Source organism: Microlunatus sp. YIM B11417 (genome assembly GCF_059617205.1).
The window spans coordinates 87,014-108,768 of record NZ_JCAMPJ010000002.1; the positions used below are offsets into that span (position 1 = coordinate 87,014).

A 21,755-nucleotide genomic window follows, 5' to 3' on the forward strand; every position below is an offset into this window, starting at 1 on the left:
GCGAGGCCAACAGAGCTTCGAGACCTCCTGGAGACACGATGTCGACCCAAACCAGCACCAACACCGCTCACGCGTACGAGCGCGTGTCCTGCCTCGACAACCCCGAGCTGTTCCAGGACCCGTTGCTGGAAGAACCGCCCTCGACCGCCGCCCCGGCCTCCGTCCGGCGCCGCTACTCCATGCTGGAGTCCAAGGCGCAGGACCTGTGCCAGGCGTGCCCGCTGCTGACCGACTGCCTCTACCGCGCGGTCGTCGACCACAACGTCTCGGGCATTGCCGGCGGCACCACCGAACGGCAGCGCAACGAGATCCGCAAGCGCCTCCGCTGGAGCGTTCAGCCCGAGGACTTCGACACCCTGGCCGGCGTCACCGGCCGGCACCGCCAGGTGGACCACGACGAGGTCGTACGGCTTCGGCAGGCGAACCCGCACGAGAGCCTGGAGACCCTGGCCCAGCGCCTCGGCTGCTCACTCTCCACCGTCAAGCGGCACCTGCGCCGGGCCCGGACCGAGCCGCGGCGCCCCAAGAAGACGGTCTCGGCGCCCAGCATGGCCGCCGTCCTGGCCGCGTCCGCCGCCGTGATCAACCGGCTCCGGGTGGCCGCCTGAAGACGATGAACACGCGACCCTGAACAACCTTTGACGCCCACGCGAACCCAGCCGGTCGCGTGGGCGTCGCGCGTCCGGCTACAGGTACATGCCGTCGCTGCGGCCCGGTCCCGGGCCCTGACCCTGGGGTGCCGCACCGGGCGGCAGGGCCCGGCGCATCTGCTCGAGCTGCGCCCGGGCCGCCATCTGCTGGGCGAACAGCGCGGTCTGGATGCCGTGGAACAGGCCCTCCAGCCAGCCGACCAGCTGGGCCTGGGCGATCCGCAGCTCGGCGTCGCTCGGCGCCGACTCCTCGGTGAACGGCAGCGAGATCCGTTCCAGCTCGGCGACCAGATCGGGGGACAGACCGTCCTCCAGCTCCTTGATCGAGGCCTGGTGGATGCCCTTGAGCCGCTGCCGGCTCGCCTCGTCCAGCGGCGCCGCCTTCACCTCGTCGAGCAATTGCCGGATCATGCCGCCGATGCGCATCACCTTGTCCGGCTGCGAGACCATGTCGGTGACCGATTTGGCCTGGTCCTCGGAGCCCTCCGCATCCTCCTGGGGCGGTCCCTCGACGGCCATCGCCGTCGGTGTCACCACATAGACCCTGCCGTCGTCGGTGGTGCCCGCGACGCCCTGCGGTTCGGCTGCGTTCTGCTCCGGATTCGGTTGGTCGGTCATGGCCTCGATACTAGTGCTGACGACTTCCTCGGCGGGGTGCGTCGGGGGCCCGAGCCGTCCCCGGAAAATCGGTTCGGGAATGTCGGTGCGACGCCATAGTGTGGTGCGGTCATGTTCGACTTCCCGCCTCAGGTTCCCGAGTTCTCAGCGCGCCCGAACGCCACCAAGCGTTCGTGGACGCGAGGCTTTCGCGACCCTGACACCTCGTCCCCGCGCCGGTTCCTGTTCTGGCTGCTCTGGCAGCAGGGACCGAGCCTGCTGGTCGCCTCGCTGGTCGCCGTCGTGGAGTTCATCCCCGGCGCCATCGGGCCCTATCTGATCGGCCAGGTGATCGACCGCGGGATCGCGGTTCGTGATCTTGGTGCGGTCTGGTTCTGGTCGCTGCTGCTGCTCGGCGCGATCATGATCGGAATCGGCTTCGGCATCGTCCGGCACACCATGATCGTCAGCCAGTGGCTGATCGCGATGTACGGGTCGATGAAGCTGGTCACCCGGAAGACGACCCAGATGGGTCACGTCCAGCTGCGGCGGGTGCCGGCCGGCGAGGTGCTGTCCGTCTCGTCCGGCGACTCCGACATGTTCGGTGCCCTCTGTGAAGTGGGTACCCGAGCGGCCGGCGCCCTGGTGGCGTACTTGGTGGTGGCGGGCCTGGTGCTCTCCACCTCGGTGCAGCTCGGCATCGTCGTGCTGATCGCCGCGCCGGTCCTGGTCGCGGCGGCGCTGCCGCTGCTGAAGCCGCTGGAGCGGCGGCAGGCGGTGGAGCGGAGCCGGCTGTCCGAGCTGACCTCGCTGGCCACCGACATCGTCGCCGGGCTGCGGATCCTGCGCGGCATCGGCGGCGAGCGGACGTTCGCCGAGAACTACGCCGAGCAGTCGCAGGTGGCCCGCAAGGCCGGCGTCCGCTCCGGCACCTGGAACGCCCTGGTCGACGCGACCGCGGTGCTGTTCTCCGGGCTGTTGCTGGTCACGCTGACCTGGCTCGGCGCGCGCCAGGTGGCGGCGGGCGAGCTGACCGTCGGTGCCTTGATCAGCTTCTTCGGCTATGCCGTCTTCATGATGTTCCCGGTGCAGACGTTCTTCGAGCTGGCCCAGACGTGGGTGCGTTGCCTGGTCTCGGCCCGGAAGGCGATCGCGGTGCTGGAGCAGCAGCCGCCATGGGCCGCCGGCGCCGCGCCGACCGGGACGCTGCCGGCCGGGGCGGAGATCGTCGACGACGCCTCCGGCTTCACCGGCCGGCCGGGCGAACTGACCGTGGTCGTCTCTGCGGTGCCGGACGACTCGGCGGCGCTGGCGGACCGGCTCGGCCGGTATCTGCCGGCGGAGTCGGAGCAGGTCGGCCTGGACATCGACGAGTCGATCAAGGGACGCGAGGCCAAGGAGGCCCGGGCCAAGCAGAAGGAGGCCCGGGCCAGGCAGGCGGCCCGGGATCTGGAGGTGGCCAGCCGGGCCTGGGGCGTCACCGTCGGCGGCGTCGATCTCGGGGCGGTGGACATCGGCGAGGTCCGGCAGCGGATCCTGGTCTCCGACACGACCAGCCAGGTCTTCGCCGGCACGCTGCAGTCGGCGATCGACCCGCTGGGCCGGCTGAGCCGGGCCGAGGCGGAGCGGGCGTTGCACACGGCCGCCGCGGAGGACGTGTTCGACGCGATGCCGGGCGGCTGGCAGGGCCGGATCGACGAACGCGGTCGCGGACTGTCCGGCGGGCAGCGGCAGCGACTGGTGCTGGCCCGCGCGCTGGCCGCGGATCCGGAGATCCTGATCTTGGTCGAGCCGACCTCCGCGGTCGACGCGCACACCGAGGCGATGATCGCCGAGCGGCTGTCCCGGCACCGGGACGGCCGGACCACGGTGGTGATGTCCACCTCGCCGCTGCTGCTGCACCATGCCGACCGGGTGGTGTTGCTGCAGGACGGCCGGGCCGTCGTGGACGGCACGCACGATGAATTGCTGGAACGAAGCGCCGACTACCGCAGGGTGGTCGTGCGGAGCATGGAGGAACCGGGATGACTCAGCTGATCACCCCCTTGGCGGGGTCGGCCGAGACCTGGCGCGAACAGGCGCACGAGCCGCGGGTGCCGGCGGAGCTGATCCCGCCGGCGCGGGCCACGCCGTTGCAACGGCTGCGGCACTGGCAGTCCCGGCACCTGCTCCGGGAGCAACGGGCCCGCGACGTGTTCGAGGCCTCCCGCCGTCCGGAGCGCGGGCTGCCGGTGGCCGAGAACCGGCAGGTCACCGGCTTCCTGGTCGACCTGTTCAAGAGTCGCCGGACCATGATCGTGATCATGCTGGTGCTGAACGGGCTGGCCGCGGTGGCCGGCCTGCTGGTGCCGCGGATCCTGGGCTCGCTGATCGACGCGGCGAGCGCGACCGGCACCCTGGCCGCCACCCTCAACGGCCTGGCCCTCGGGGTCGCCGGTGTGGTCGTCATGCAGGCCGCGATGACCTTCCTGGCTCGCGCCTCCGCGACCGTCTTCGGTCAGGACGTGCTGGCGTCGGCGCGGGAGTACGTCGTCCGTACCGTGCTCCAGCTGCCGCTCGGCCGGGTCGAGGGCGCCAGCTCGGGCGACCTGGTCACCCGGGTCACCCGCGACGTGGGCGCGATGAGCAACAGCGTCCGGCAGGGCGTGCCGGAGGCCGTGATCGCGTCGATCACTGCGCTCCTGACGATCATCGCGATGCTGCTCAACTCGGTCTGGCTCTCGCTGCCGCTGGTCTTCACCGGTGTGCTGTTGATCATCTTCGTCCGGCGCTACCTGCGCCGCGCGCCGAAGGGCTACATCACCGAGGGCGGTACGTACTCGGACATCAACACCACACTGACCGAGACCGTCGAGGGCGCCCGGACCGTGGAGGCGCTGGGTCTGCAGGGATCGCGGAACCGGACCAGCGACGAGGACATGGCGGCGTCCGGACAGGCCGAGCGCTACACCATGGCGCTGCGCAACCTGCTCTTCGTCGGGATGGACACCGGCTATCAGGTGCCGCTGGTGCTGACCCTGCTGCTCGGCGGCGTCGGCTTCGTCAACGGCTGGGTGACCCTGGGCCAGATCACCGCGGCGGTGCTGTACATCCAGCAGGTCACCGACCCGCTGAGCCGGCTGATCCGCAACCTGGACCGGCTGCAGGTCGGGATCGCCTCCACCACCCGGCTGCTGGGGATCGCGGCGGTGCCGCAGGACCGGGAGCCGGGGGAGGAGCGGCCGACCGGCACCCAGATCCAGGGCAAGGACCTGCGCTTCGCGTACCGAGCCGATCACGACGTGCTGCACGGCGTCGACCTGGAGCTGGAGCCGGGCGAGCGACTGGCGATCGTCGGGCCGAGTGGTTCCGGCAAGTCGACGCTGGGCCGGCTGCTGTCCGGGATCAACCGGCCGCGGACCGGCACGGTGAGCGTCGGCGGGGTCGAGCTGACCTCGCTGCCGCTGCCCGTACTGCGGACCGAGGTCGCGCTGGTGACCCAGGAGCACCACGTCTTCGTCGGCACCATCCGGGACAACATCGTGCTGGCCCGGGAGGATTCCACCGACGAGGTGGTGATCCAGGCGCTGCGCACGGTCGACGCCTGGGAGTGGGTCGAGCGGCTGCCCGACGGCCTGGACACCATGATCGGCTCCGGCCGGATGACCCTCACCCCGGCGCAGGCCCAGCAGATCGCCCTGGCCCGGCTCGTCGTCGCCGACCCGCACACGCTGGTGCTGGACGAGGCCACCTCGCTGATCGACCCGCGGACGGCGCGGCACCTGGAAGGCTCGATGGCGGCGCTGCTGCACGGCCGTGCGGTCGTCGCGATCGCGCACCGGCTGCACACCGCCCACGACGCCGACCGGATCGCCGTGGTGATCGACGGCAGGATCGCCGAGCTCGGCAGCCATGATCAACTCGTCGCGGCGGACGGTGAGTACGCGAGCCTCTGGAAGGCCTGGACTTCCTGAGTGGTCGGGTTGGACCCGCGCCGGGTTCAGGGGTCTTGCGGTTCTGGGCGCGGGCAACCAGTCGCGGGCGGTGGTTTCGGTGCCGCTGCCGCGATCCGGCCTGCGCGCGGCGGCCAGTCCCATCCCACGTCCCGTGGTCGCTGCGGCTGTCCCGTCGAGCGCTGATCGGGTACGGACGGGGCCGGCGAGCCAGGTGTCCCAAATCTGCAATGGAACGCCTCGTGATGCCCGGATTCGGCATCGAATCCGGGTTCCATTGCAGATCTAGGACCCTTGCTCCCAACCGTCGCGAGCGAAGCGGTCGGCGTCTCTGCTGCCCATCTCGCCGTCTGCTCCTCCCCGTCCTTCTTGCGGGTTCTTGGCGTCCCTCGCTTCCGGATTCTGCTTCAGGCCCGCCCCACGGTTCTCCTTCGCGCCCCCCCGCACCCCGGGCCCTCGTTCGTGGCCGCTTCGCTCGCCCCTGTCTTCGCAGCCCTATCCGCCTCGTGCCCTCTCGCCTCCCGTGGCCGCGTCCGCTGTTCACGGCGTCACGCTGGCTGCGCCTTCGCGTCCTCGTGGTTTTCCTTCGCGCCCGGGCCGGCTTTCGTGGCCGCCCCTGTCTTCGCAGTCCCGATCAGCCCCGTGCCCGCGCCTCTCCTGCCGCCGAATCCCTGCACATCGCATCCCGCCAGCAGCGCCTTCTCTGTCAGGCGGCGGTTCGGGCGGGTTCGGGGTCGACGGGTGCCGGGGCGGGCCGGGGGAGGCCTCGGGTGGCGATCAGGGCGATGATCAACAGCAGGCAGGCGACGGCGAAGGCGATGCCGACCGCGGTCGCGGAGCTCAGGCCGGCGTGCAGGCGGTCGAAGTAGACCGAGCCGATCAGGGCGATGCCGGTCGCGGTGCCGAGCTGGAAGACGGTGTTGATCACTCCGGAGGCGCCGCCGGCGGACTCGGCGGGCACCTCTTGCAGGGCGGTGCCGACGAGTTTGCCCATGGTCAGGCCGAGCCCGACGCCGAAGATCACGGCGGACGGGATCAGCTGCCACAGCTGGAGTCGTTCCGCGGTCAGGGTGACGGTGACGGCGATCCCGGCGATCCCGGCCATGCTGGCGAGCACGCCGAGCGACACCAGGCCGCGGCCCGCCTTGGCACCCACCGACATGGCCAGCCCGTTGCCGGAGACGATGCCGAAGGTCGCCGGCAGGAAGGTCAGCGCGGTGATCATCGGGCTGAAGTGCAGCACCTCCTGCAGGTGCAGGGTGAGCACGAAGAACACCGCCATGCCGGCCAGGAACAGCCAGGCCGCCAGCAGGCCGGGACCGAAGCCGCGCCGCCGGAACAGGCCCGGATCGACCAGCGGCTCCCGGCCGGACCGGGCCCGCCGCCGCTGCTGGGCGAGGAAGATCAGCACCAGCGGGACGAACAGGACCAGCAAGGCCACCGCCCACCAGGGCCAGCCGGCCGGCATCCCCTGGATCAGCGGCACCATCAGGCTCAGCACGACCGCGCCGGCCGACAGCATGCCGACCGGATCGACGCCGGCGGTACGGGATTCCACGCTCGCCCGACGGCCCGGCATGGTGACCGCGATCATGATCAGCGCCAGCAGGCCGACCGGCAGGTTGACCAGGAAGATCGTCCGCCAGTCCAACCCGAACAGGTCGGCGCCGGTCAGCAGCCCACCGAGCAGCGGACCGGCCATGCCACCGATCGGGAACGTGATGCCGTAGAGCCCGAACGCCTTGCCGCGCTCTTCGGGCGGGAACTCCGACTGCACGTACGCCAGCACCTGGGGCACCATCAGTCCGGCGGTCGCCCCCTGAGCCAGCCTGGCGATGATCAAGGTCTCGACGGTCGGCGCCAGCCCCGCGACCAGGGAGGTGGCGACGAACCCGGCGACGCCGGCCAGCAGCAGCGGCTTGCGCCCGTACCGGTCGCCGAGCCGGCCGCCGGTGATCAGGACCAGAGCGAAGGTCAGCGTGTAGCCGGCGGCGATCCATTCCAGGGCGGAGCCGGAGGCGCCGGTGTCGGTGCGGATGGACGGCAGTGCGACCGCGACGATCTGGCTGTCCACCATGTCCATGAAGACCACGAAGAGCAGCGGGACGAGCGCGATCCAGCGCCGCGGGTGGTAGCTGCGGAACTCGTTCATGGAACCCATAATCATCCGAACGGATGAAAGTGTCAACCAAACAGATGACTGTGCTGCCCGATCGGGTAAGGTGACGGCCATGGCCAGGCGGACCCCACAGCCCGACGAGCGGCAGCGCGACCCGGAACGGACCCGGCAGGCGATCCTCGACGCCGGCCTGGCCGAGTTCGCGGCGAAGGGCTACGCCGGTGCGCGGGTCGGCGACATCGCCGAGCGGGCGGGCGTGAACAAGCAACTGATCTCGTACTACTTCGGCGGCAAGGAGGGCCTCTACCGGGCCATCGGCGAGCTCTGGTGGGAGTTCGAGAGCCGTGAGCTGCGGGAGATCCCGGGCTTCGCCGAACAGGTGCGGCAGTACGTCATCGCCGGTGCTGAGCACGGGCAGTCGGCGCGGCTGCTGGCCTGGGACGGCCTGGCCTACGCCGGCCCGGACTCCGACATCGGCGGCGCCGAGCGCGATCAACGGCTGCGCGACAACGCCGAGGTGATCAAGAAGGCCCAGGCCGACGGCCGGCTGGACCCTCGGCTGGACCCGATGGTGGTGATGTTGATCTTCCTCGCCGCGGCGAACGCGCCGATGGTCTACCCGCAGTTGGTCCGCGGGCTGACCGGCGAGTCGGCGGATTCGCCGGCCTTCGTCGAACGGTTCGCCGAGCAGCTCGGGCTGGTCGCGGAGTTGATCACCGGCGGTGAGAGCTAACCCTGCCGCCGAGTCCGTACGGTGATCATGACGGAGCCGGCGACCGCGAGCAGCAGCCCGAACCCGCCGACGACCAGGAAGCTCGACGGCCAGCCGGCGTGATCGATCGCGAAGCCGGCCACCGGCGAACCGAGTGCGGAACCGCCGGTCAACGCCGAACCGTGCCAGCCCATCGCCTCACCGCGAACCCGGGCCGGCACCGCGCGGCTCAGTTGATCAATGGTCGCGGTGATCGTCGGCGCGCAGAACAGCCCGGCGACGAAGATCAACACGCCGAACGCCAGCGGGCCGCCGGCCAGGGCGAGCGGCACCGTGGCCAGGCCCAGCAGGCCGAGCAGCGTGAACGCCGAGACGGTCCGCCGCATCGCTCCGTAGATCAGGCCGCCGGTCGCCGAACCGAGGCCCCAGGCGGCCAGCACGATGCCGATCGAGGGCTCGTGGCCCATCGCGCGGAGCGCCGCGATCGCGCCGACGTCACTGCCGGTGAGGACGATCATCGTCGCCGTGGTGGCGGCGAGCACCAGCATCACGGTCGGCGACAGCCACTGCCGCAGTGGCACCTTGGCGGCCGTGGCCTCGTCCGGCTCGGCCGGCCGCAGCACCGGGTTGACCAGCCACAGGGCGACTCCGCCGGCGACGCTGGCCAGTTCGCAGATCAGCAGCGCGAACGGAGTGCCCAGCCAGGTGGCCAGCAGCACGCCGAGCGCCGGGCCGGCCATGTAGGAGAGCTCGACGGCGATCGAGTCCAGCACCAGTGCGGTCTTGCGCCGCTCGTCGTCGACTGCGGTGATCATGACCTGCCGGATGATCGAGAAGGTCGGCACGATGAACAGGCCGGCCACCGCCACCAACGGCAGCAGCAGCCAGTAGCCGACGAACGGCGCGATCGACCAGCAGGCGGTGAGCACGAACAGCGACGGCAGCACGGTGCGGCGCAGTCCGTACCGATCCAGCAACCGGCCCCGCCAGGGACCGCTGATCGCCGAGGCGACGGTGACCACGGCGGCGGCGATCCCGGCCGCCGAGTAGGACAGGCCGAGGTGCGAGACGACGTGCAGGGTCAGCGTCACCATGCCCGCCATCAGCGGGGTCCGGATGATCACTCCGAGCAGCAGGGTCCGCCGCGCGGCGGGGATCCGCAGAACGCTTGCGTACGCTGACCCGGAGGCGAGTTGCCGAAGAGTCACGCCTTCGAGTCAACCACCGGCCTCAGACAGTTGCCGACGGGTTTCGCGGAGGGCCCGGCCCGGATCGGGCGCGGTGGCGAGCAGTCGCTGGATCGGCTTCAGGACGGCCTGCACGCTGAGCAGCCGGGCGGCGACGTCGCGGACCACGGCCAGCGGCCGGCTGCGCCGGAACATCATCCGGGCCAGCGCGCGGGAGTTGTCCTGGGCCGCCTCGACCCGCGGGCGCTGGGCGCTCTCGTACCGGGTCAAGAGATCGGGAACGGCCAGCTCGTGGCCGTCGATGATCATGCGGCCGAGCACCCAGGCCGACTCCATCGCCATCCCGGCGCCGATCCCGGCGGTCGGCAGGAAGCCTGCTCCGGCATCGCCGAGCAGCACGGTGCGGCCGCTCGCCCAGCGCTCCGCCCGGCAGTCGGTCAACGGCCAGTAGTACGGGCTCGGATCGGCCGCGACCGCAGCCAGGATCCGGTCCATCCGTGGACTCACCTCGCGCAACCGTCGACGCACCGAGGCGGTGAAGGCGGTCGGCCCGGCCTGCAGGTCCTCGACCGGGCCGCCGAGGATGGCCCCGAACCGGTCGGCGACCGGGTAGACGCCGAGGAAGAACCCGGCGCCCCAGAGCTCCTCGCCGAGGTCCGGCTCGTCGTCCGGCGGTGCCCAGGCCACCCAGCCGGCCCAGCGTGTGTCGACGGTCTGCACCCCGATCCGCGGCCGGATCAGGTCCCGGGTGGTCGAGTGCAGGCCGTCGCCGACGATGACCAGGTCGACGTCCAGGTCGGCGGGACCGTCCGGTGTGGCGAGGGTGGCTCGGACCGCCTCGGGGGTCTCGGTCAGCGCGGTCACGGTGGTGCCCGGCGTGACGTCGCAGCCGTCCCGGGTGAGCACCTCGAGCAGCGCGCCCCGGCTGATCCCGCGGTAGTCGCCGTACCGGTCGAGGATGGCGGACATCGAATCCGTCCGCAGCCGGCGGCCGGTGTGACCGTACAGGCCGTAGCGGGACAGTGGGACGCTCGCGGCCCGGTACCCGTCCCGGACGCCGAGCTCGTCCAGCACCGGGTCGACCATCGGCATCAGGGCCAGCATGTAGCCGGGATGCCCGCGGTCGAGGCCGCGCTCGACCAGGATCGGGCGCAGTCCGCCCCGGCGCAGCAGCTGGGCCATCGTCACGCCGGCGATCCCGGCTCCGACGATCAGGACGCGAAGCCCGTCGCCCTGCCGCTCGTCCTGCTCCCGAAGCGAGACCGTACGGAACATGAAGAGCCCTCCCTCGAACGTCTCTGGACCACCTGGTCCAGAACCAACGTAGCACGCTCTGGACCGGGTGGTCCAAGGCCACTACGCTGCGACCATGACCGACGCGTGGGACCGGATGACGCCGGAACGCCGACGCCGGCTGATCCGGGTCGCCGCGGCCGAGTTCGCGGCGGCGGGCTACCAGCGCGCCTCGCTGAACGCGATCATCCGCCGCTGTGGACTGAGCAAGAGCTCCTTCTACTACGTGGTGCCGGGGAAGCGTGAGTTGTACGACCTGGTGATCCGCGAGCTGTCCGCCGACCTGGCCGAACGGATCCGGATCCCGCACCCCGAGGAACTCGCCGGGCCGGCGTTCTGGCCGGAACTGGCGGCGCTGTTCGACCGGCTGCTCGCGGCCGCGGCGGAGGACGAGGGGTCGACCGCACTGGGCCGGATGATCTACGGGCCGGGGCCGGACGATTCCGCCGGAGCGACCTGGGCCGGCATCGAGGGCTGGATCGGTGAGGTGCTGCGGGTGGGCCGGGAGTCCGGCGCGGTCCGGGCCGACCTGCCGCCGGGGCTGCAGCGGCGACTGGTCTTCGCGGTGCTCCGGGCGATGGACGAGTGGAGCCTGACCGAGGTCGATCCCGGCACCGACCTGGACACCCTGACCAAGGCCCAGTACGACGCGATCCGGCGGCTGCTGCAGGACGACTCCGAAAAGTCGTGAACTCGGCCGTGACGATCCGTGTCGCGCGACGTCTGTCCAGGTGTACGGACACAATGATTCCGACGGTGTCCGGGTTGCCCGAGAGGAAACGGTGCAGATGAGCGAGACAACGAAGAACCTGCCGGCCACCGGCGAGGAGCGGCGCCAGGCGGAGAACGCCGCGGCCCGGCCCGCCGAGACCGAACCGAAGCAGCTCGACGAGCTGCACACCGAGTTCGGTGACACGACCATTGCGGAGGCCGTGGTCCAGAAGATCGCCGGGATCGCGGCCCGTGAGGTGCCCGGCGTCTATGCGATGGGCAACATCGCCCGGCGCACGCTGAACAACCTCACCCAGCGGATCCCCGGGGGCCAGCCGAATGTGACCGGCGGGGTCGCGGTGCAGAAGGGTGAGCGGGAGACCGCCATCGACGTGTCGATCGTCGTCGAGTACGGCGCGCAGATCGTCGAGGTGAGCCAGGAGATCCGGGAGAACGTGATCCGCGCCGTGGAGACCGGCACCGGACTCAAGGTGGTCTCGGTCGATGTCGACGTCACCGACGTCCACCTGCCCGAGGACGATGCGGAGCCTGCGAAGCGGTCCGGCGACGACGAGCTCGCCTGATCGATCCGAACTCGGTCCGGGAAGTCACTGCGGGGACTTCCCGGGCCGTACCAAGCGAAGGGAGAACGGCCATGTCCCGTACCACGATCGCGTTGTTCGTCGGCCTGGTGCTGGGGGTGACGGCGGCGTTCGGCGGGTTCGGGGCGTTCCTGCTCGTCGCCGTCTTCGGCGGGATCGGCCTCGTCGTCGGGCTGGTGCTGGACGGCCGGATCGACCTGCCGGCCCTGCTCGGCCGGGCCACCGAACGCCGGTAGCGGCATGGCGAGCACAGTGGTCGTGCCGCCGGTCGACGACCCGCGGACCCGCGGCCGGCTGACCATTCCGCAGCGCGTGGTGCAGCGGATCGCCGCGCAGGCCGCCTCCGAGATCGCCGCGGCCGGCGGCCGGGCCGGCGGGCTGCTCGGCCTCGGCGGCCGGGCCGAACAGGGGGCCCGGCCCAAGGTGACGGCGACCCTGTCCAGCGATTCGGTCGACCTGGCCATCGAGCTGGCCCTGGACTACCCGGTGTCGCTCCGCGCGGCCGCCGGGCAGGTCCGGCAGCACGTCGCCGAGCGGGTACGGACGCTGACCGGCGTCGCCGTGCACCGGATCGACCTGTCCATCGTCGCGGTCGGCCTGGCCGATCGCTCGGAGCGGGAGGGACTGCGATGAGTGCTAGGTCACCGAAATTGCGGCATCGTCCTCAGCGAACCGTTCCGGCCGGCCTGACGGCTCTGGTGATGGTCGTCCTGGGCGGCTTCGTGGCGGTCAGCGGCGCGCTGCGGCTGGGGACCGGGGCCTGGCCGGAGCCGGCCGGTGCAGTGCTCGGCTTCCTGGCCGGGACCCGGTGGGGTTCGACGGTCTGGCTGGTGATCAGTGCCGGGGTCGCCGTGATCGGACTGATCATGATCATTGCCGCGGTGAAGCCCGGCCGGCTGAATGCCGCCCGGCTCGGTACCGCCGAGTCCGCCGGGGGGCCGGAGCTGGAGGTGGTGATCTCCCGGCGCGGCATCGCCCGGCTGGCGGCGGCACGGGCCGAGCTGGTCGACGGCGTCGATTCGGTACGGGCTCGGGCGGACGCCCGGTCGGTCCGGCTGGCGATCGGCACCGCGACCGAGCATCGGGCGGAACTGCGGACGGCGGTCACCGAGGCGGTCCGTCAGTCGCTGAGCCGGACCGGGGTCAGCCCGGTGCCGCGCGTCTCCGCGACCGTGACCACCAGGTCGAACTGAACTCGGGGCGGGAGGAACGGATGAGCAATCGAGCTGCGGGCGTGAACCGGTTCTGGCTCTGTGTACTCGGCTTGATCATGATCGTCGCCGGTGCACTCGGTGTTGCGATCGGCGCCGGGTGGATCGCCTGGATCCCCGTACCCGTTGAGCTTCCGGCGCCCACCGCGCCGATTCTGACTGATCCCGGGGCCGATCAGGTCGTCATGATGATCTTGATCGCTGCCGGCTTGTTGATCATGCTGGCCGGGCTCGCCTGGCTGGTCCGGCAGCTGCCGCGCAGCGGGTCGGTGAAGCCGTTCCGGTTGCACGACGACCCGGCCGACGGGATCACCACGGTCGACCCGGCCGTGATCGGGGAAGCGGTGCGCGGCCAGCTCGAGTCGTTCCGCGGGATCGCCGCCGCTGCCGTACGGTTGCGCGGGTCGGTCCGGCATCCCGAGCTGACGATCAAGATCACGGCCGACGAACAGGCCGATGTCGCCGAGCTCGTGGACCGGATCCGGACCCAGGCGGTGGCGGACCTGGAACAGGCGCTGGACGCGACCGTGACCCGGCTGGCCGTCCAGGTCGAGATCGATCGCGTCCGCGGCGGTGTCGCCGAGATCAGGATGTGACGTTGATCGAGGAACTGGAGCACGCCGCCACCGCCGATCGGCTGGCCGACCTGGACGAGACGACGATCGTGGTCCGGGCCCAGGACGGCGACCTGGCGGCCTTCGAGTCCCTGATCGATCGTTACCAGCGGCCGCTGTTCCGTCTCGCGGTACGGACCCTGAGGAATCGCGAGCTGGCCGAGGACGTCCTGCAGGACTCCTTGATCGCCGCCTGGCGGAAGCTGCCGACCCTGGAGCAGCCGGGAGCGGTGCGGACCTGGCTGTACCGGCTGGTCACGTTCCGCTGCCTGGACGCGCTCCGCCGGCGTCGCGAGGCCGACCCGCTGGACGAGGAGCGAGACTCCGGCGGCACCGGGCCGGGCCGGGACCCGGCCGAGGTGGTCGAGCATCGGGAACACTGGAAGCAGTTGCATCAGGCCGTGGGCGAGCTGCCGGCGCAGTCCCGGGTCTGCTGGATCCTCAAGGAGATCGACGGTCTCAGCTATGGCGAGATCGCCGAGGTGATCAACCAGCCGGTCAGCACGGTCCGCGGCCGGATCGCCCGGGCGCGACAGCAGCTGGCGGAGAGGATGGCGTCATGGCGCTGACGGACCGTGGTCGCGACCTGGCCGAGAAGCTTGCCTGCGGACGCTCGCTGGACGAGGTCTGGGAGCGGGTCGCCGGCCCGCCCGATGATCATGAAGCCTCGTGCCCGTACTGCACGGAGGCACGGGAACGCCTGGCCCGGCTGCACCGGGCCACCCAGGAGCTCACCGAGAACGAGGCGTCCGATCCGGCGATGGAGGTCAGCCCGAATCTGAAGGCGTCGATCCTGGACATCGCGCGGACCGAGGTACGCCGGAGCCGGCTGCTGCCGCTGGTGCAGCCGGACGAGCAGGCCTCGGAAGCCGATCAGCTGACGGTCAGCGAACGGGCACTCGCCGAGCGGATCCGGGCCGCCGCCGACAGCGTGTCCGGCGTGCATGCGCGGCGCTGCTCCGTCGAACTCGACCTGGCCGGCGAGGGTGCGGCGGAGCCGGTGCAGCCGGAAGCATCGGCGGCGGACGACCGGCCGGCCCGGATCGCCGTCACGCTCCGGATCGCCGTCGGCGCCCGGACCGTCATTCCGGAGGCCGTCGCCCGGGTCCGTACCGCGATCGGCGAAGAACTGGCCCGGCGCACCGGCCTGGTCGTGACCATGATCAACATCACCGTGGAAGACGTCTACGATGCCTGACCTCGAACCTGCCGCCGGCCGGGCTCCGGTGAGCCGCGCGGAACTCTCCCGGGCCGCGGCCGAAGCCGTGCTCGCCGTCGCCGGGGTGTCCCGGATCGAACCCGACCTGCGGCGGGCCCTGCGCAGTCTCGGTCGTGGTGGAGCCGAGGGGCTGCCGACGATCAAGGTCGCGGACCGGACCGACGTCGCCGTGGAGATCTCGGTGACCGACCCGCGCACCGCCTACCAGGTCGCCCAGGACGTCCGGGCCGCGCTCCGGGCGTGCCTGACCCGGCTCGGGCACCGGCCCGGCGTGATCACGGTCTCCGTGCTGGGGCTGACCGACCGGTAGCCGTCAGGCCTGGTTGTCCTCGTAGTAGGCCACCAGGTCCGGATCGAGCTCGGGGATCGGCAGGCAGGAGTTGTCGCCGCGGATCGACTCGGTGGCGAGCAGCGCTGCGGCGACCGCCTGCCGGGCCGCGATCGGCGAGGTGCGGGTCGGGCCCCCGTCGGCGACGAACCGCAGGAACTCCGCGATCATGACCGGGTCCGCCCCGCCGTGACCACCGCTGCCGCCGCCGATGATCATGGACTCGTCCGGCTCCGCCGAACCCATGTGCCGCCGGTTCCACAGGCCGATCTGATCACCCGGGCCGTCACCGAAGTTCTCCACCCGGCCCTCGGTGCCGATCACCGTGTAGTTGCGCCAGTAGTCGGGGGTGAAGTGACACTGCTCGTACGAGGCGAGCACGCCGTTGTCCAGCCGCATCTGCATCATCGAGATGTCCTCGACGTCGACCACCGGATTGAGCCCGGTCAGCGAGGTCGGCGGCCAGTTGTCCAGGCTGAACCACTCGCCCATCCGTTCGCCGGTCCGGTCCTTCCGGTCGGTGATGTCGCCGTAGACCGCGAGTGACCCCATGGCCGACACTGCGGTGCTGTAGCCGCCGGCCAGCCAGTGGATCACGTCAAGATCATGAGCGCCCTTCTGCAGCAGCAGGCCGGTCGAGTAGCGCCGGTCGGCGTGCCAGTCCTTGAAGTAGTAGTCGCCGCCGTGGCTGACGAAGTGCCGGCACCAGACCGCCTTCACCTCGCCGATCCGGCCCTCCGTGATCAGGTCGCGGAGCTGGGTGATCACCGGCATGTGCCGCATGTTGTGACCGAGGTAGAGCCTCGTCTTGCTCTCGTACCCGGCGCGCAGGATCGCGTCACAGTCGTCCAGCGTGGTCGCCATCGGCTTCTCGCAGAAGACGGCGATGCCGGCCTCGAGTGCCGGCACCGCGACCGAGCGGTGGGCATGATCAGGAGTGGTCACCAGCACCGCGTCGATCCCGGACTCGAGCAGCCGGTCAAGATCATCGGTGACCACGGCCTCGGGCAGCGTCGCCGCCGCATCCCGGCGGCCGCGTTCGCTGGTGTCGCAGACGATGGTGACCTCGGTCCCCTCGTCCGGCCGATGGGCGTGCCGCCACAGGCCCGCCCGCTGACCGAACCCGACGACACCGATCTTGAGAGCCATGCTTACTCTTCCCCTCGTGGTTGGCTGGAATCCCGGACGAACAGGGTCCAGGGAAACTCGTGCAGCCGGCCCGGTGCGTCGTCCTCGCCGACCGCGCGGGCCCGGATGATCTCGGCCAGCCGGTCGAAGAAGTCGGTCGGGCCGACCGTGGTCAGTGCCGGATCCATCTGCTCGCTCTCGCGCGTGTTGCCGACCCCGGCCACCGCCACGTCCTCCGGCACCCGGAGCCGCAGCCGCTGCGCGGCGTGGATCGCACTGATCGCGGCGAAGTCGGTGGTCGCGAAGATCGCGGTCGGCCGGTCCGGCAACGTGAGCAGGCGCATCGCTGCCGCGTAGGCCCCGGCAGCGTCGCGTGGATAGACCTCGACGTAGTCCTTGCGTACGTCCAGCCCGGCCGCCGCGAGCCCGGTCGTGTACGCATGGAACCGGTTCGCCTTGGTCCGGCGGGTCGTCGCGGTCAGGCAGCCGATCTTGGTGTGCTCACGGGTCAGATGATCAACAACCATCCGGCTGGCCGGCATCGCCGTCGACCTGATCACGTCGAAGTTGTTCGGTTCCAGCTTCTCGTCGAAGATCACCAGCCGGTGACCGGCGGCCGCCAGGTCGGCGAGCCGTTGCTTGGCGTTCGGCGAGGCGGGCACCGCGTCGAGGAAGGCGGCGTCGCACGGCTGCCGCTGCAGCACCGGCTCCCAGTCGTCGTCGGCCATGATCAACGTCGTGATCCCGTGTGGCAGCAGAGCCCGGTTGACCGCCTCCGCGACCGCCTGTGACCACGGATCGGACAGCATGGTCAGCGACAGCAGGACGACGCCGGTCTTCCCGGTCCGCATCGAGCGCGCCGCCGGATTCGGCCGGTACCCGAGCCGCTCGGCCGCCTCGCGAACCCGCCGCGCCGTCTCCTCGGACACCCCGGCCGACCGCCCGGCCCGGCCGGACACGACGTACGACACCGTCGCCGTGGAGACTCCCGCCTCCTCGGCGACCATGCGCAGAGTCGCCCGCCCCGTGCGCCGCGCCTTCGCGTCCATGCTCGGCTCCCTGGTCCCAATGCTCGTCCGGCGGTCATTCTGTCACCGGCACCCCGACGACCGGCAGTAGCTTTCCGGAGAAATGTTAAACGATTAACGCAACCCGATTCTGCAGACCGGTCAGAAACGCAGCCGTTTCTGCGGCGTGTCGCGCGTAAGCGACGTCTCACGATATGGGTGCGGGGTGCGGGGTGCGGGGTGCGGGGTGCGGGGTGCGGGGTGCGGGGTGCGGGGTGCGGGGTGCGGGGTGCGGGGTGCCGGGGTGTGCGGGTGCCCGGTGTGCGGGTGCGGGGTGCCGGGTGTGCGGGTGCGGGGTGCCGGGGTGTGCGGGGTGCGTGCCGGGTGCCGGGGTACCGGGTGCCGGGTGCGGGAGCTGAGGGCGTTGGCTCGGTGCGCTGGAAGGTGCGAACACGCGGGAGTTGAGGGAGTCCGTGCGGCGTGCGGGGAGTCGAGGTGTTGGTGCGGCGTGTGGGCGTCGGGGGTGTCGGTATGGCGTGTGGGTGTCGGGGGTGTCGGTACGGCGTGCGGAAGTCGGGGGTGCCGGGGGCGGGAGCTGAGGGCGTTGGCTCGGCGCGCTGGAAGGTGCGAACGCGTGGGAGTTGAGGGAGTCCGTGCGGCGCGGGAGTCGACGGAGTCCGTGCGGCGCGGGAGCCGAGGGTGTTGGTGCGGCGTGTGGGTGTCGGGGGTGTCGGTACGGCGTGCGGAAGTCGGGGGTTCCGGGGGCGGGAGCTGAGGGCGTTGGCTCGGCGCGCTGGAAGGTGCGAACGTGCGGGAGTCGAGGGTGTCCGTACGGCGCGCGCGAGCGGGGTGCGGGGTACCGGGGTGCGGGAGCTGAGGAAGGTGCGAACGTGCGGGAGTCGGGGGGTGTCGGTACGGCGCGCGGGGATCGAGGATGTCGGCTGGGGCGCGGTGGAGTGCGAGGCGTGGGACGCGGGTTGATGTTGACGCGGTGCAGGGGAGTTGCGGGGTGTCGGCACGGTGCGGACGTTGCGGGTGCCGGCTCGGTAAGCAGAAGCGCGGGCGCCGGTGCGGAGGGCGAGGGTCGCAAGTGTCGGCATGGGGCCGGACGCGGGATGCGAAGTCGGGACCACCCGCGCTGCGCTCCTGGTGATCGTCCCGCCCGGGTCGAGGACCTGGCTGTCGGATCATCGCGCGGGTGACTCCTGTCGGAATTCCTCCATGGGCGGAGCGTTACCGCGTGGCACCCGCGATTCAGGGTTCGTCTGTGGAGGAATTGTGACAACACGCTGCACTGACCCGGCAGTAGACGCCGCACGGCAACCGGCCTCGGCGCTGGCTTTGGGGGTTCGTCTCGTGCAGGACAGCGCGGCCCACGGGGCGCTGACCTGCCGGTCTTGCACTGCGACCGGAGGGCAGGTCGACCAGGCGCGTCGGCGGGCGGGGTGAGTGTCTCGGGACATCGGGCGCGGCGCGGGTCGAGTGAGAAAGGTGGTCGCTCCGGGGAGAGCGATCGCGGTGCGCGTGTGGGCCGCGGACGTGCCAGTGCGGGCGCACCGGCCAGGGGAGCGTGGGCGGCGGTCGTGAGCTGAGAGCGTCAGTGATGCGCCGTGACTCGGATCTGCGACGCAACGTGGGCGAGATCGCGCTCGTGCTGCGTCGTGACCACTTCCGACCGATTCGTTGACATGGAACGGAGTTCCAGACGAATCTTGATCATCGGCAACTCTGGGGAGGCGATCATGCTCGGGTTGAGGCGTCGGATCGGGATCGGGGTCGCGGCGCTGGCCGCGTTGGTGCTGGCTCAGGCGGTGATCACTGCGGGGCCGGCAGCGGCGGCGGAGACGGCGGCGCCGCGGACGTTCGACGCGGAGCCGCTCGGGCAGCCGCCGTCGGGGGCGACGGTGCAGGGGTCGGTCTCGGTGGTGACCAAGCTCGGCGGTACGGGGCGGGCGGTGCAACTCACTGACAACTCGGCGAGCCTGCAGACCAAGGCGTACTTCCCGGCTCCGGCGGTCAACTCGCGGCACTACGAATTCGATCTTGCGGTGACCGCCTGGCAGACCGCGACCCTGTTCGCGATCCGGGGGAGCGGGGACAACCCGGGGCTGGGCGTGTTCCGGTTCATGATCACCGCGAACGAGACGTCCACCGTGCTGTCGGTCTACGACGGCACGGCCTGGCGAACCCTGGCGACGGAACCGATCACCATCCGCAACACGTACCGCAAGATCAGCGTCGACGCGACGGCCGATCATGCCGCGGTGTCGCTCAACGGGAACCGGCATTCGACGACGATCAAGGCTTCGGCCGGCTCGCCGATCACCGGCATCGAGTTCGTCTCGGCCGGCACGGCGCCGATCGGGAGCTCGGCCCAGCTGGACAATCTGGTCATGCATTCGACGGTGGTCGCGCTCGATCCGGTCGGCACCCAGATCAGGTTCCCGGATGTCACCAAGCTGCAGAACGGCACGCTCGCCGTCGTGTACGACAGCGGGGCGGCCCACACGAACGCGAACGAGGACATCAAGTTCGTCACCTCGGCGGACGGCGGCGTCAACTGGAGCACGCCGCGGGTGATCGAGGACGGCATGTTCGGGAGTCAGCACTACGACGCCCGCGATCCCAAGATCAGCAGACTCTCCGACGGGACACTGCTGGTCAGCTTCTTCGTCACCGAATGGCTGTCCGGTGGCGGCAGCAAGCAGCACGGCACCCACGTGATCAGGTCGGAGGACAGCGGTGCGACCTGGAGCGAACCGGTCGAGGTGGACTCGGCGATGGATCCGGACGTGTCCGGCGGCTGGAACGCCAGCCACGGCGCGGCCGTCCAGCTGCCCAACGGCGACGTCCTGATTCCCTTGTACGGAAAGGTTCCGGGCGACGCCACGTCCAGGGCGACGGTGGTCCGCAGTACGGACGGCGGGCGAACCTTCAACCGGGCGAACGAGGTGACGGTCGGGTCCGGCGGAGGCGTGAACTTCCAGGAGCCCAACCTGTCGGTGCTTCCGGACGGCTCGCTGGCCTGCCTGATCAGGATGGCCGACTCCGCGGGAGCCGGCATCCCCGCCCGGCTCAGCCGGTCCAGCAACGGCGGCCAGGCCTGGACGGCACCGGCGGTCACCGACATCAACGCCTCGTCCCACCACCAGCTGGTCACCTCGACCGGCGCGATCCTGCTGACCTGGGGCGCGATCACGCCGTCCACCCGCCCGACGTACGGTCAGTTGATCACCAACCCCGCCGGATCCTGGAACGGCATCGGCGAGATCCGCCTCTACGACACCACCCGGGGTGATCAGGCCAATCCGAGCAGCGTCGAGGTGTCGCCCGGCCGCTTCCTCACCCTCGGGTACGACGTCAGTCGGCGCACCCTGACCGCGGTGTTCAGCACGGTCGCGGACTACTCCTGAGGGAGCAGCAGCACCTTGCCGAGGTTGTCGCCGGACTCCAGCAAACGATGGGCGGCGGCAGCCTCGGCCAACGGGAACGTGGTCTGCGGGGCGGGCCGGATCCGGCCGGAGGTGATCAGCGGCCATACCCGCTCGGCGACCCGAGCGCAGATCGCGGCCTTCTCCTCGACGGGCCGCGGGCGCAGCGAGGTGGCGTGCACCTGGGCGCGCTTGGCGAGCAGGCGGCCGAGGTCCAGGGTGCCCTTCCGGCCGCCCTGCAGCCCGATCACCACCAGTCGGCCACCCGTGGCGAGCAGCCGTACGTGATCTTCGAGATAGCTGCCGCCCATGTTGTCCAAGATCACGTCCGGTCCGGCACCGTCGGTGATCGACTCGATCGCGGCCGGCCAGTCGTCCCGGTACGACAACGCGTGATCAGCACCGACGGACCGGCAGTAGTCGAGCTTCTCCGGCGATCCCGCCGTCGCGATCACCTCGGCTCCGAGCGCCTTCGCGTACTGGATCGCGAACGATCCGATCCCACCCGCTCCGCCGTGCACCAGGAATCGCTCGCCGGCGCGCAGCCCGACCAGGTCCAGATTCGCCAGGACGGTCGCGGCCACCTCGATCAGACCGCCGGCGGTGACCAGGTCGACGCCCTCCGGCGGCCGGACGACCTGACCGGCCGGTGCGCTCACGTACTCCGCATAGGCACCGCCGGCCAGCAGCGCGACGCAGGCATCGCCGACCGCCCAGCCGTCCGCGCCGGGCCCGAGCGCGGCGACCGTACCGGAACACTCCAGTCCGAGCAGCGGGCTGGCTCCGGGCGGTGGTGGATAGTGGCCCTGCCGCTGCAGCAGGTCGGCCCGGTTCACCCCGATCGCGGTGGTCTTGATCAGAATCTCGCCGGTCCCGGGCGTCGGCCGTTCCAGCTGTGTCGGGCGCAGTGCCTCCGGGCCGCCCGGCTCCGTCACCTCGATCGCCTGCATGATCTCAGGCTGTCACACACGAAGGTTGTCCCGACCATTAGGATCGACGATGGTCCGCCGGGCT

21 protein-coding genes are annotated in these 21,755 nt (G+C 71.0%); 14 read left to right on the plus strand and 7 right to left on the minus strand.

The genetic code is table 11. From position 1 onward, the window contains the following. The first annotated feature begins 38 nt into the window (after positions 1-38). Positions 39-608: a WhiB family transcriptional regulator gene (locus AC6CCG_RS10540; RefSeq protein ID WP_496654492.1), complete on the plus strand. Its 570-nt coding sequence runs from the start codon at positions 39-41 to the stop codon at positions 606-608. Between the two features lie 78 nt (positions 609-686). On the opposite strand, the gene AC6CCG_RS10545 is transcribed toward AC6CCG_RS10540, so the two are convergent. Then, complete coding sequence (locus tag AC6CCG_RS10545; RefSeq protein ID WP_496654493.1) at positions 687-1,268, minus strand: bacterial proteasome activator family protein; 582 nt, start codon at positions 1,266-1,268, stop codon at positions 687-689. A 111-nt stretch (positions 1,269-1,379) separates the two neighbouring features. On the opposite strand from AC6CCG_RS10545, the gene AC6CCG_RS10550 reads away from it, so the two are divergent. After that, entirely contained in the window at positions 1,380-3,275 is a 1,896-nt protein-coding gene (locus tag AC6CCG_RS10550; protein ID WP_496654494.1) for an ABC transporter ATP-binding protein, read from the plus strand. After that, the gene (locus AC6CCG_RS10555; RefSeq protein ID WP_496654495.1) at positions 3,272-5,200 is read left to right on the plus strand and encodes an ABC transporter ATP-binding protein; all 1,929 of its coding nucleotides are present in this window, start codon (positions 3,272-3,274) and stop codon (positions 5,198-5,200) included. Before AC6CCG_RS10550 ends, AC6CCG_RS10555 begins: the two co-directional genes overlap by 4 nt. A 685-nt stretch (positions 5,201-5,885) precedes the next feature. On the opposite strand, the gene AC6CCG_RS10560 is transcribed toward AC6CCG_RS10555, so the two are convergent. After that, a complete protein-coding gene (locus AC6CCG_RS10560; RefSeq protein ID WP_496654496.1) occupies positions 5,886-7,331 on the minus strand; it encodes an MFS transporter in 1,446 nt (481 codons plus the stop codon). Positions 7,332-7,410: 79 nt separating this feature from the next. On the opposite strand from AC6CCG_RS10560, the gene AC6CCG_RS10565 reads away from it, so the two are divergent. Further along, entirely contained in the window at positions 7,411-8,031 is a 621-nt protein-coding gene (locus tag AC6CCG_RS10565) for a TetR/AcrR family transcriptional regulator (protein WP_496654497.1), read from the plus strand. Here the strand turns inward: AC6CCG_RS10565 and AC6CCG_RS10570 are convergent. Together AC6CCG_RS10570 and AC6CCG_RS10575 are read right to left on the minus strand one after the other, a co-directional pair. Next, on the minus strand, positions 8,028-9,218 hold the full coding sequence (locus AC6CCG_RS10570; protein WP_496654498.1) for an MFS transporter: 1,191 nt from the start codon (positions 9,216-9,218) through the stop codon (positions 8,028-8,030). The genes AC6CCG_RS10565 and AC6CCG_RS10570 overlap by 4 nt on opposite strands. A 9-nt stretch (positions 9,219-9,227) precedes the next feature. Beyond that, positions 9,228-10,472 carry an FAD-dependent oxidoreductase gene (locus AC6CCG_RS10575; protein ID WP_496654499.1) on the minus strand — a complete coding sequence of 415 codons (1,245 nt, stop codon included), beginning with the start codon at positions 10,470-10,472 and terminating at the stop codon, positions 9,228-9,230. A gap of 94 nt (positions 10,473-10,566) precedes the next feature. On the opposite strand from AC6CCG_RS10575, the gene AC6CCG_RS10580 reads away from it, so the two are divergent. From AC6CCG_RS10580 to AC6CCG_RS10620, 9 genes are all read left to right on the plus strand, one after another. After that, a complete protein-coding gene (locus AC6CCG_RS10580) occupies positions 10,567-11,181 on the plus strand; it encodes a TetR/AcrR family transcriptional regulator (protein ID WP_496654500.1) in 615 nt (204 codons plus the stop codon). Between the two features lie 97 nt (positions 11,182-11,278). Continuing rightward, positions 11,279-11,785, plus strand: coding sequence for an Asp23/Gls24 family envelope stress response protein (locus AC6CCG_RS10585; RefSeq protein ID WP_496654501.1), 507 nt, complete (start codon positions 11,279-11,281; stop codon positions 11,783-11,785). Positions 11,786-11,856: 71 nt separating this feature from the next. Further along, the gene (locus tag AC6CCG_RS10590; protein WP_496654502.1) at positions 11,857-12,039 is read left to right on the plus strand and encodes a hypothetical protein; all 183 of its coding nucleotides are present in this window, start codon (positions 11,857-11,859) and stop codon (positions 12,037-12,039) included. A 4-nt stretch (positions 12,040-12,043) separates the two neighbouring features. Then, entirely contained in the window at positions 12,044-12,436 is a 393-nt protein-coding gene (locus AC6CCG_RS10595) for an Asp23/Gls24 family envelope stress response protein (RefSeq protein WP_496654503.1), read from the plus strand. Positions 12,437-12,504: 68 nt separating this feature from the next. After that, the gene (locus tag AC6CCG_RS10600) at positions 12,505-12,996 is read left to right on the plus strand and encodes a DUF6286 domain-containing protein (RefSeq protein ID WP_496655389.1); all 492 of its coding nucleotides are present in this window, start codon (positions 12,505-12,507) and stop codon (positions 12,994-12,996) included. Between the two features lie 20 nt (positions 12,997-13,016). Further along, complete coding sequence (gene amaP / locus AC6CCG_RS10605; protein WP_496654504.1) at positions 13,017-13,610, plus strand: alkaline shock response membrane anchor protein AmaP; 594 nt, start codon at positions 13,017-13,019, stop codon at positions 13,608-13,610. A 2-nt stretch (positions 13,611-13,612) separates the two neighbouring features. After that, positions 13,613-14,197, plus strand: a complete 585-nt coding sequence (locus AC6CCG_RS10610) for an RNA polymerase sigma factor (protein WP_496654505.1) — start codon at positions 13,613-13,615, stop codon at positions 14,195-14,197. Further along, entirely contained in the window at positions 14,188-14,826 is a 639-nt protein-coding gene (locus AC6CCG_RS10615; protein WP_496654506.1) for an Asp23/Gls24 family envelope stress response protein, read from the plus strand. Before AC6CCG_RS10610 ends, AC6CCG_RS10615 begins: the two co-directional genes overlap by 10 nt. After that, the gene (locus AC6CCG_RS10620) at positions 14,819-15,157 is read left to right on the plus strand and encodes a hypothetical protein (RefSeq protein ID WP_496654507.1); all 339 of its coding nucleotides are present in this window, start codon (positions 14,819-14,821) and stop codon (positions 15,155-15,157) included. The genes AC6CCG_RS10615 and AC6CCG_RS10620 overlap by 8 nt, the downstream gene beginning before the upstream one ends. Before the next feature lie 3 nt (positions 15,158-15,160). Here AC6CCG_RS10620 and AC6CCG_RS10625 read toward each other — a convergent pair whose 3' ends face one another. Both AC6CCG_RS10625 and AC6CCG_RS10630 read right to left on the minus strand, forming a co-directional pair. Next, positions 15,161-16,324, minus strand: coding sequence for a Gfo/Idh/MocA family protein (locus AC6CCG_RS10625; RefSeq protein ID WP_496654508.1), 1,164 nt, complete (start codon positions 16,322-16,324; stop codon positions 15,161-15,163). 2 nt (positions 16,325-16,326) lie between these two features. Beyond that, the gene (locus AC6CCG_RS10630; RefSeq protein WP_496654509.1) at positions 16,327-17,352 is read right to left on the minus strand and encodes a LacI family DNA-binding transcriptional regulator; all 1,026 of its coding nucleotides are present in this window, start codon (positions 17,350-17,352) and stop codon (positions 16,327-16,329) included. 1,646 nt (positions 17,353-18,998) lie between these two features. Between AC6CCG_RS10630 and AC6CCG_RS10635 the strand changes: the two genes are divergently transcribed. Beyond that, positions 18,999-20,723, plus strand: a complete 1,725-nt coding sequence (locus AC6CCG_RS10635) for a sialidase family protein (protein ID WP_496654510.1) — start codon at positions 18,999-19,001, stop codon at positions 20,721-20,723. Here the strand turns inward: AC6CCG_RS10635 and AC6CCG_RS10640 are convergent. Continuing rightward, positions 20,714-21,691 carry an NAD(P)H-quinone oxidoreductase gene (locus AC6CCG_RS10640; RefSeq protein ID WP_496654511.1) on the minus strand — a complete coding sequence of 326 codons (978 nt, stop codon included), beginning with the start codon at positions 21,689-21,691 and terminating at the stop codon, positions 20,714-20,716. The two genes, AC6CCG_RS10635 and AC6CCG_RS10640, sit on opposite strands and share 10 nt — an antisense overlap. Between the last annotated feature and the right edge of the window lie 64 nt (positions 21,692-21,755).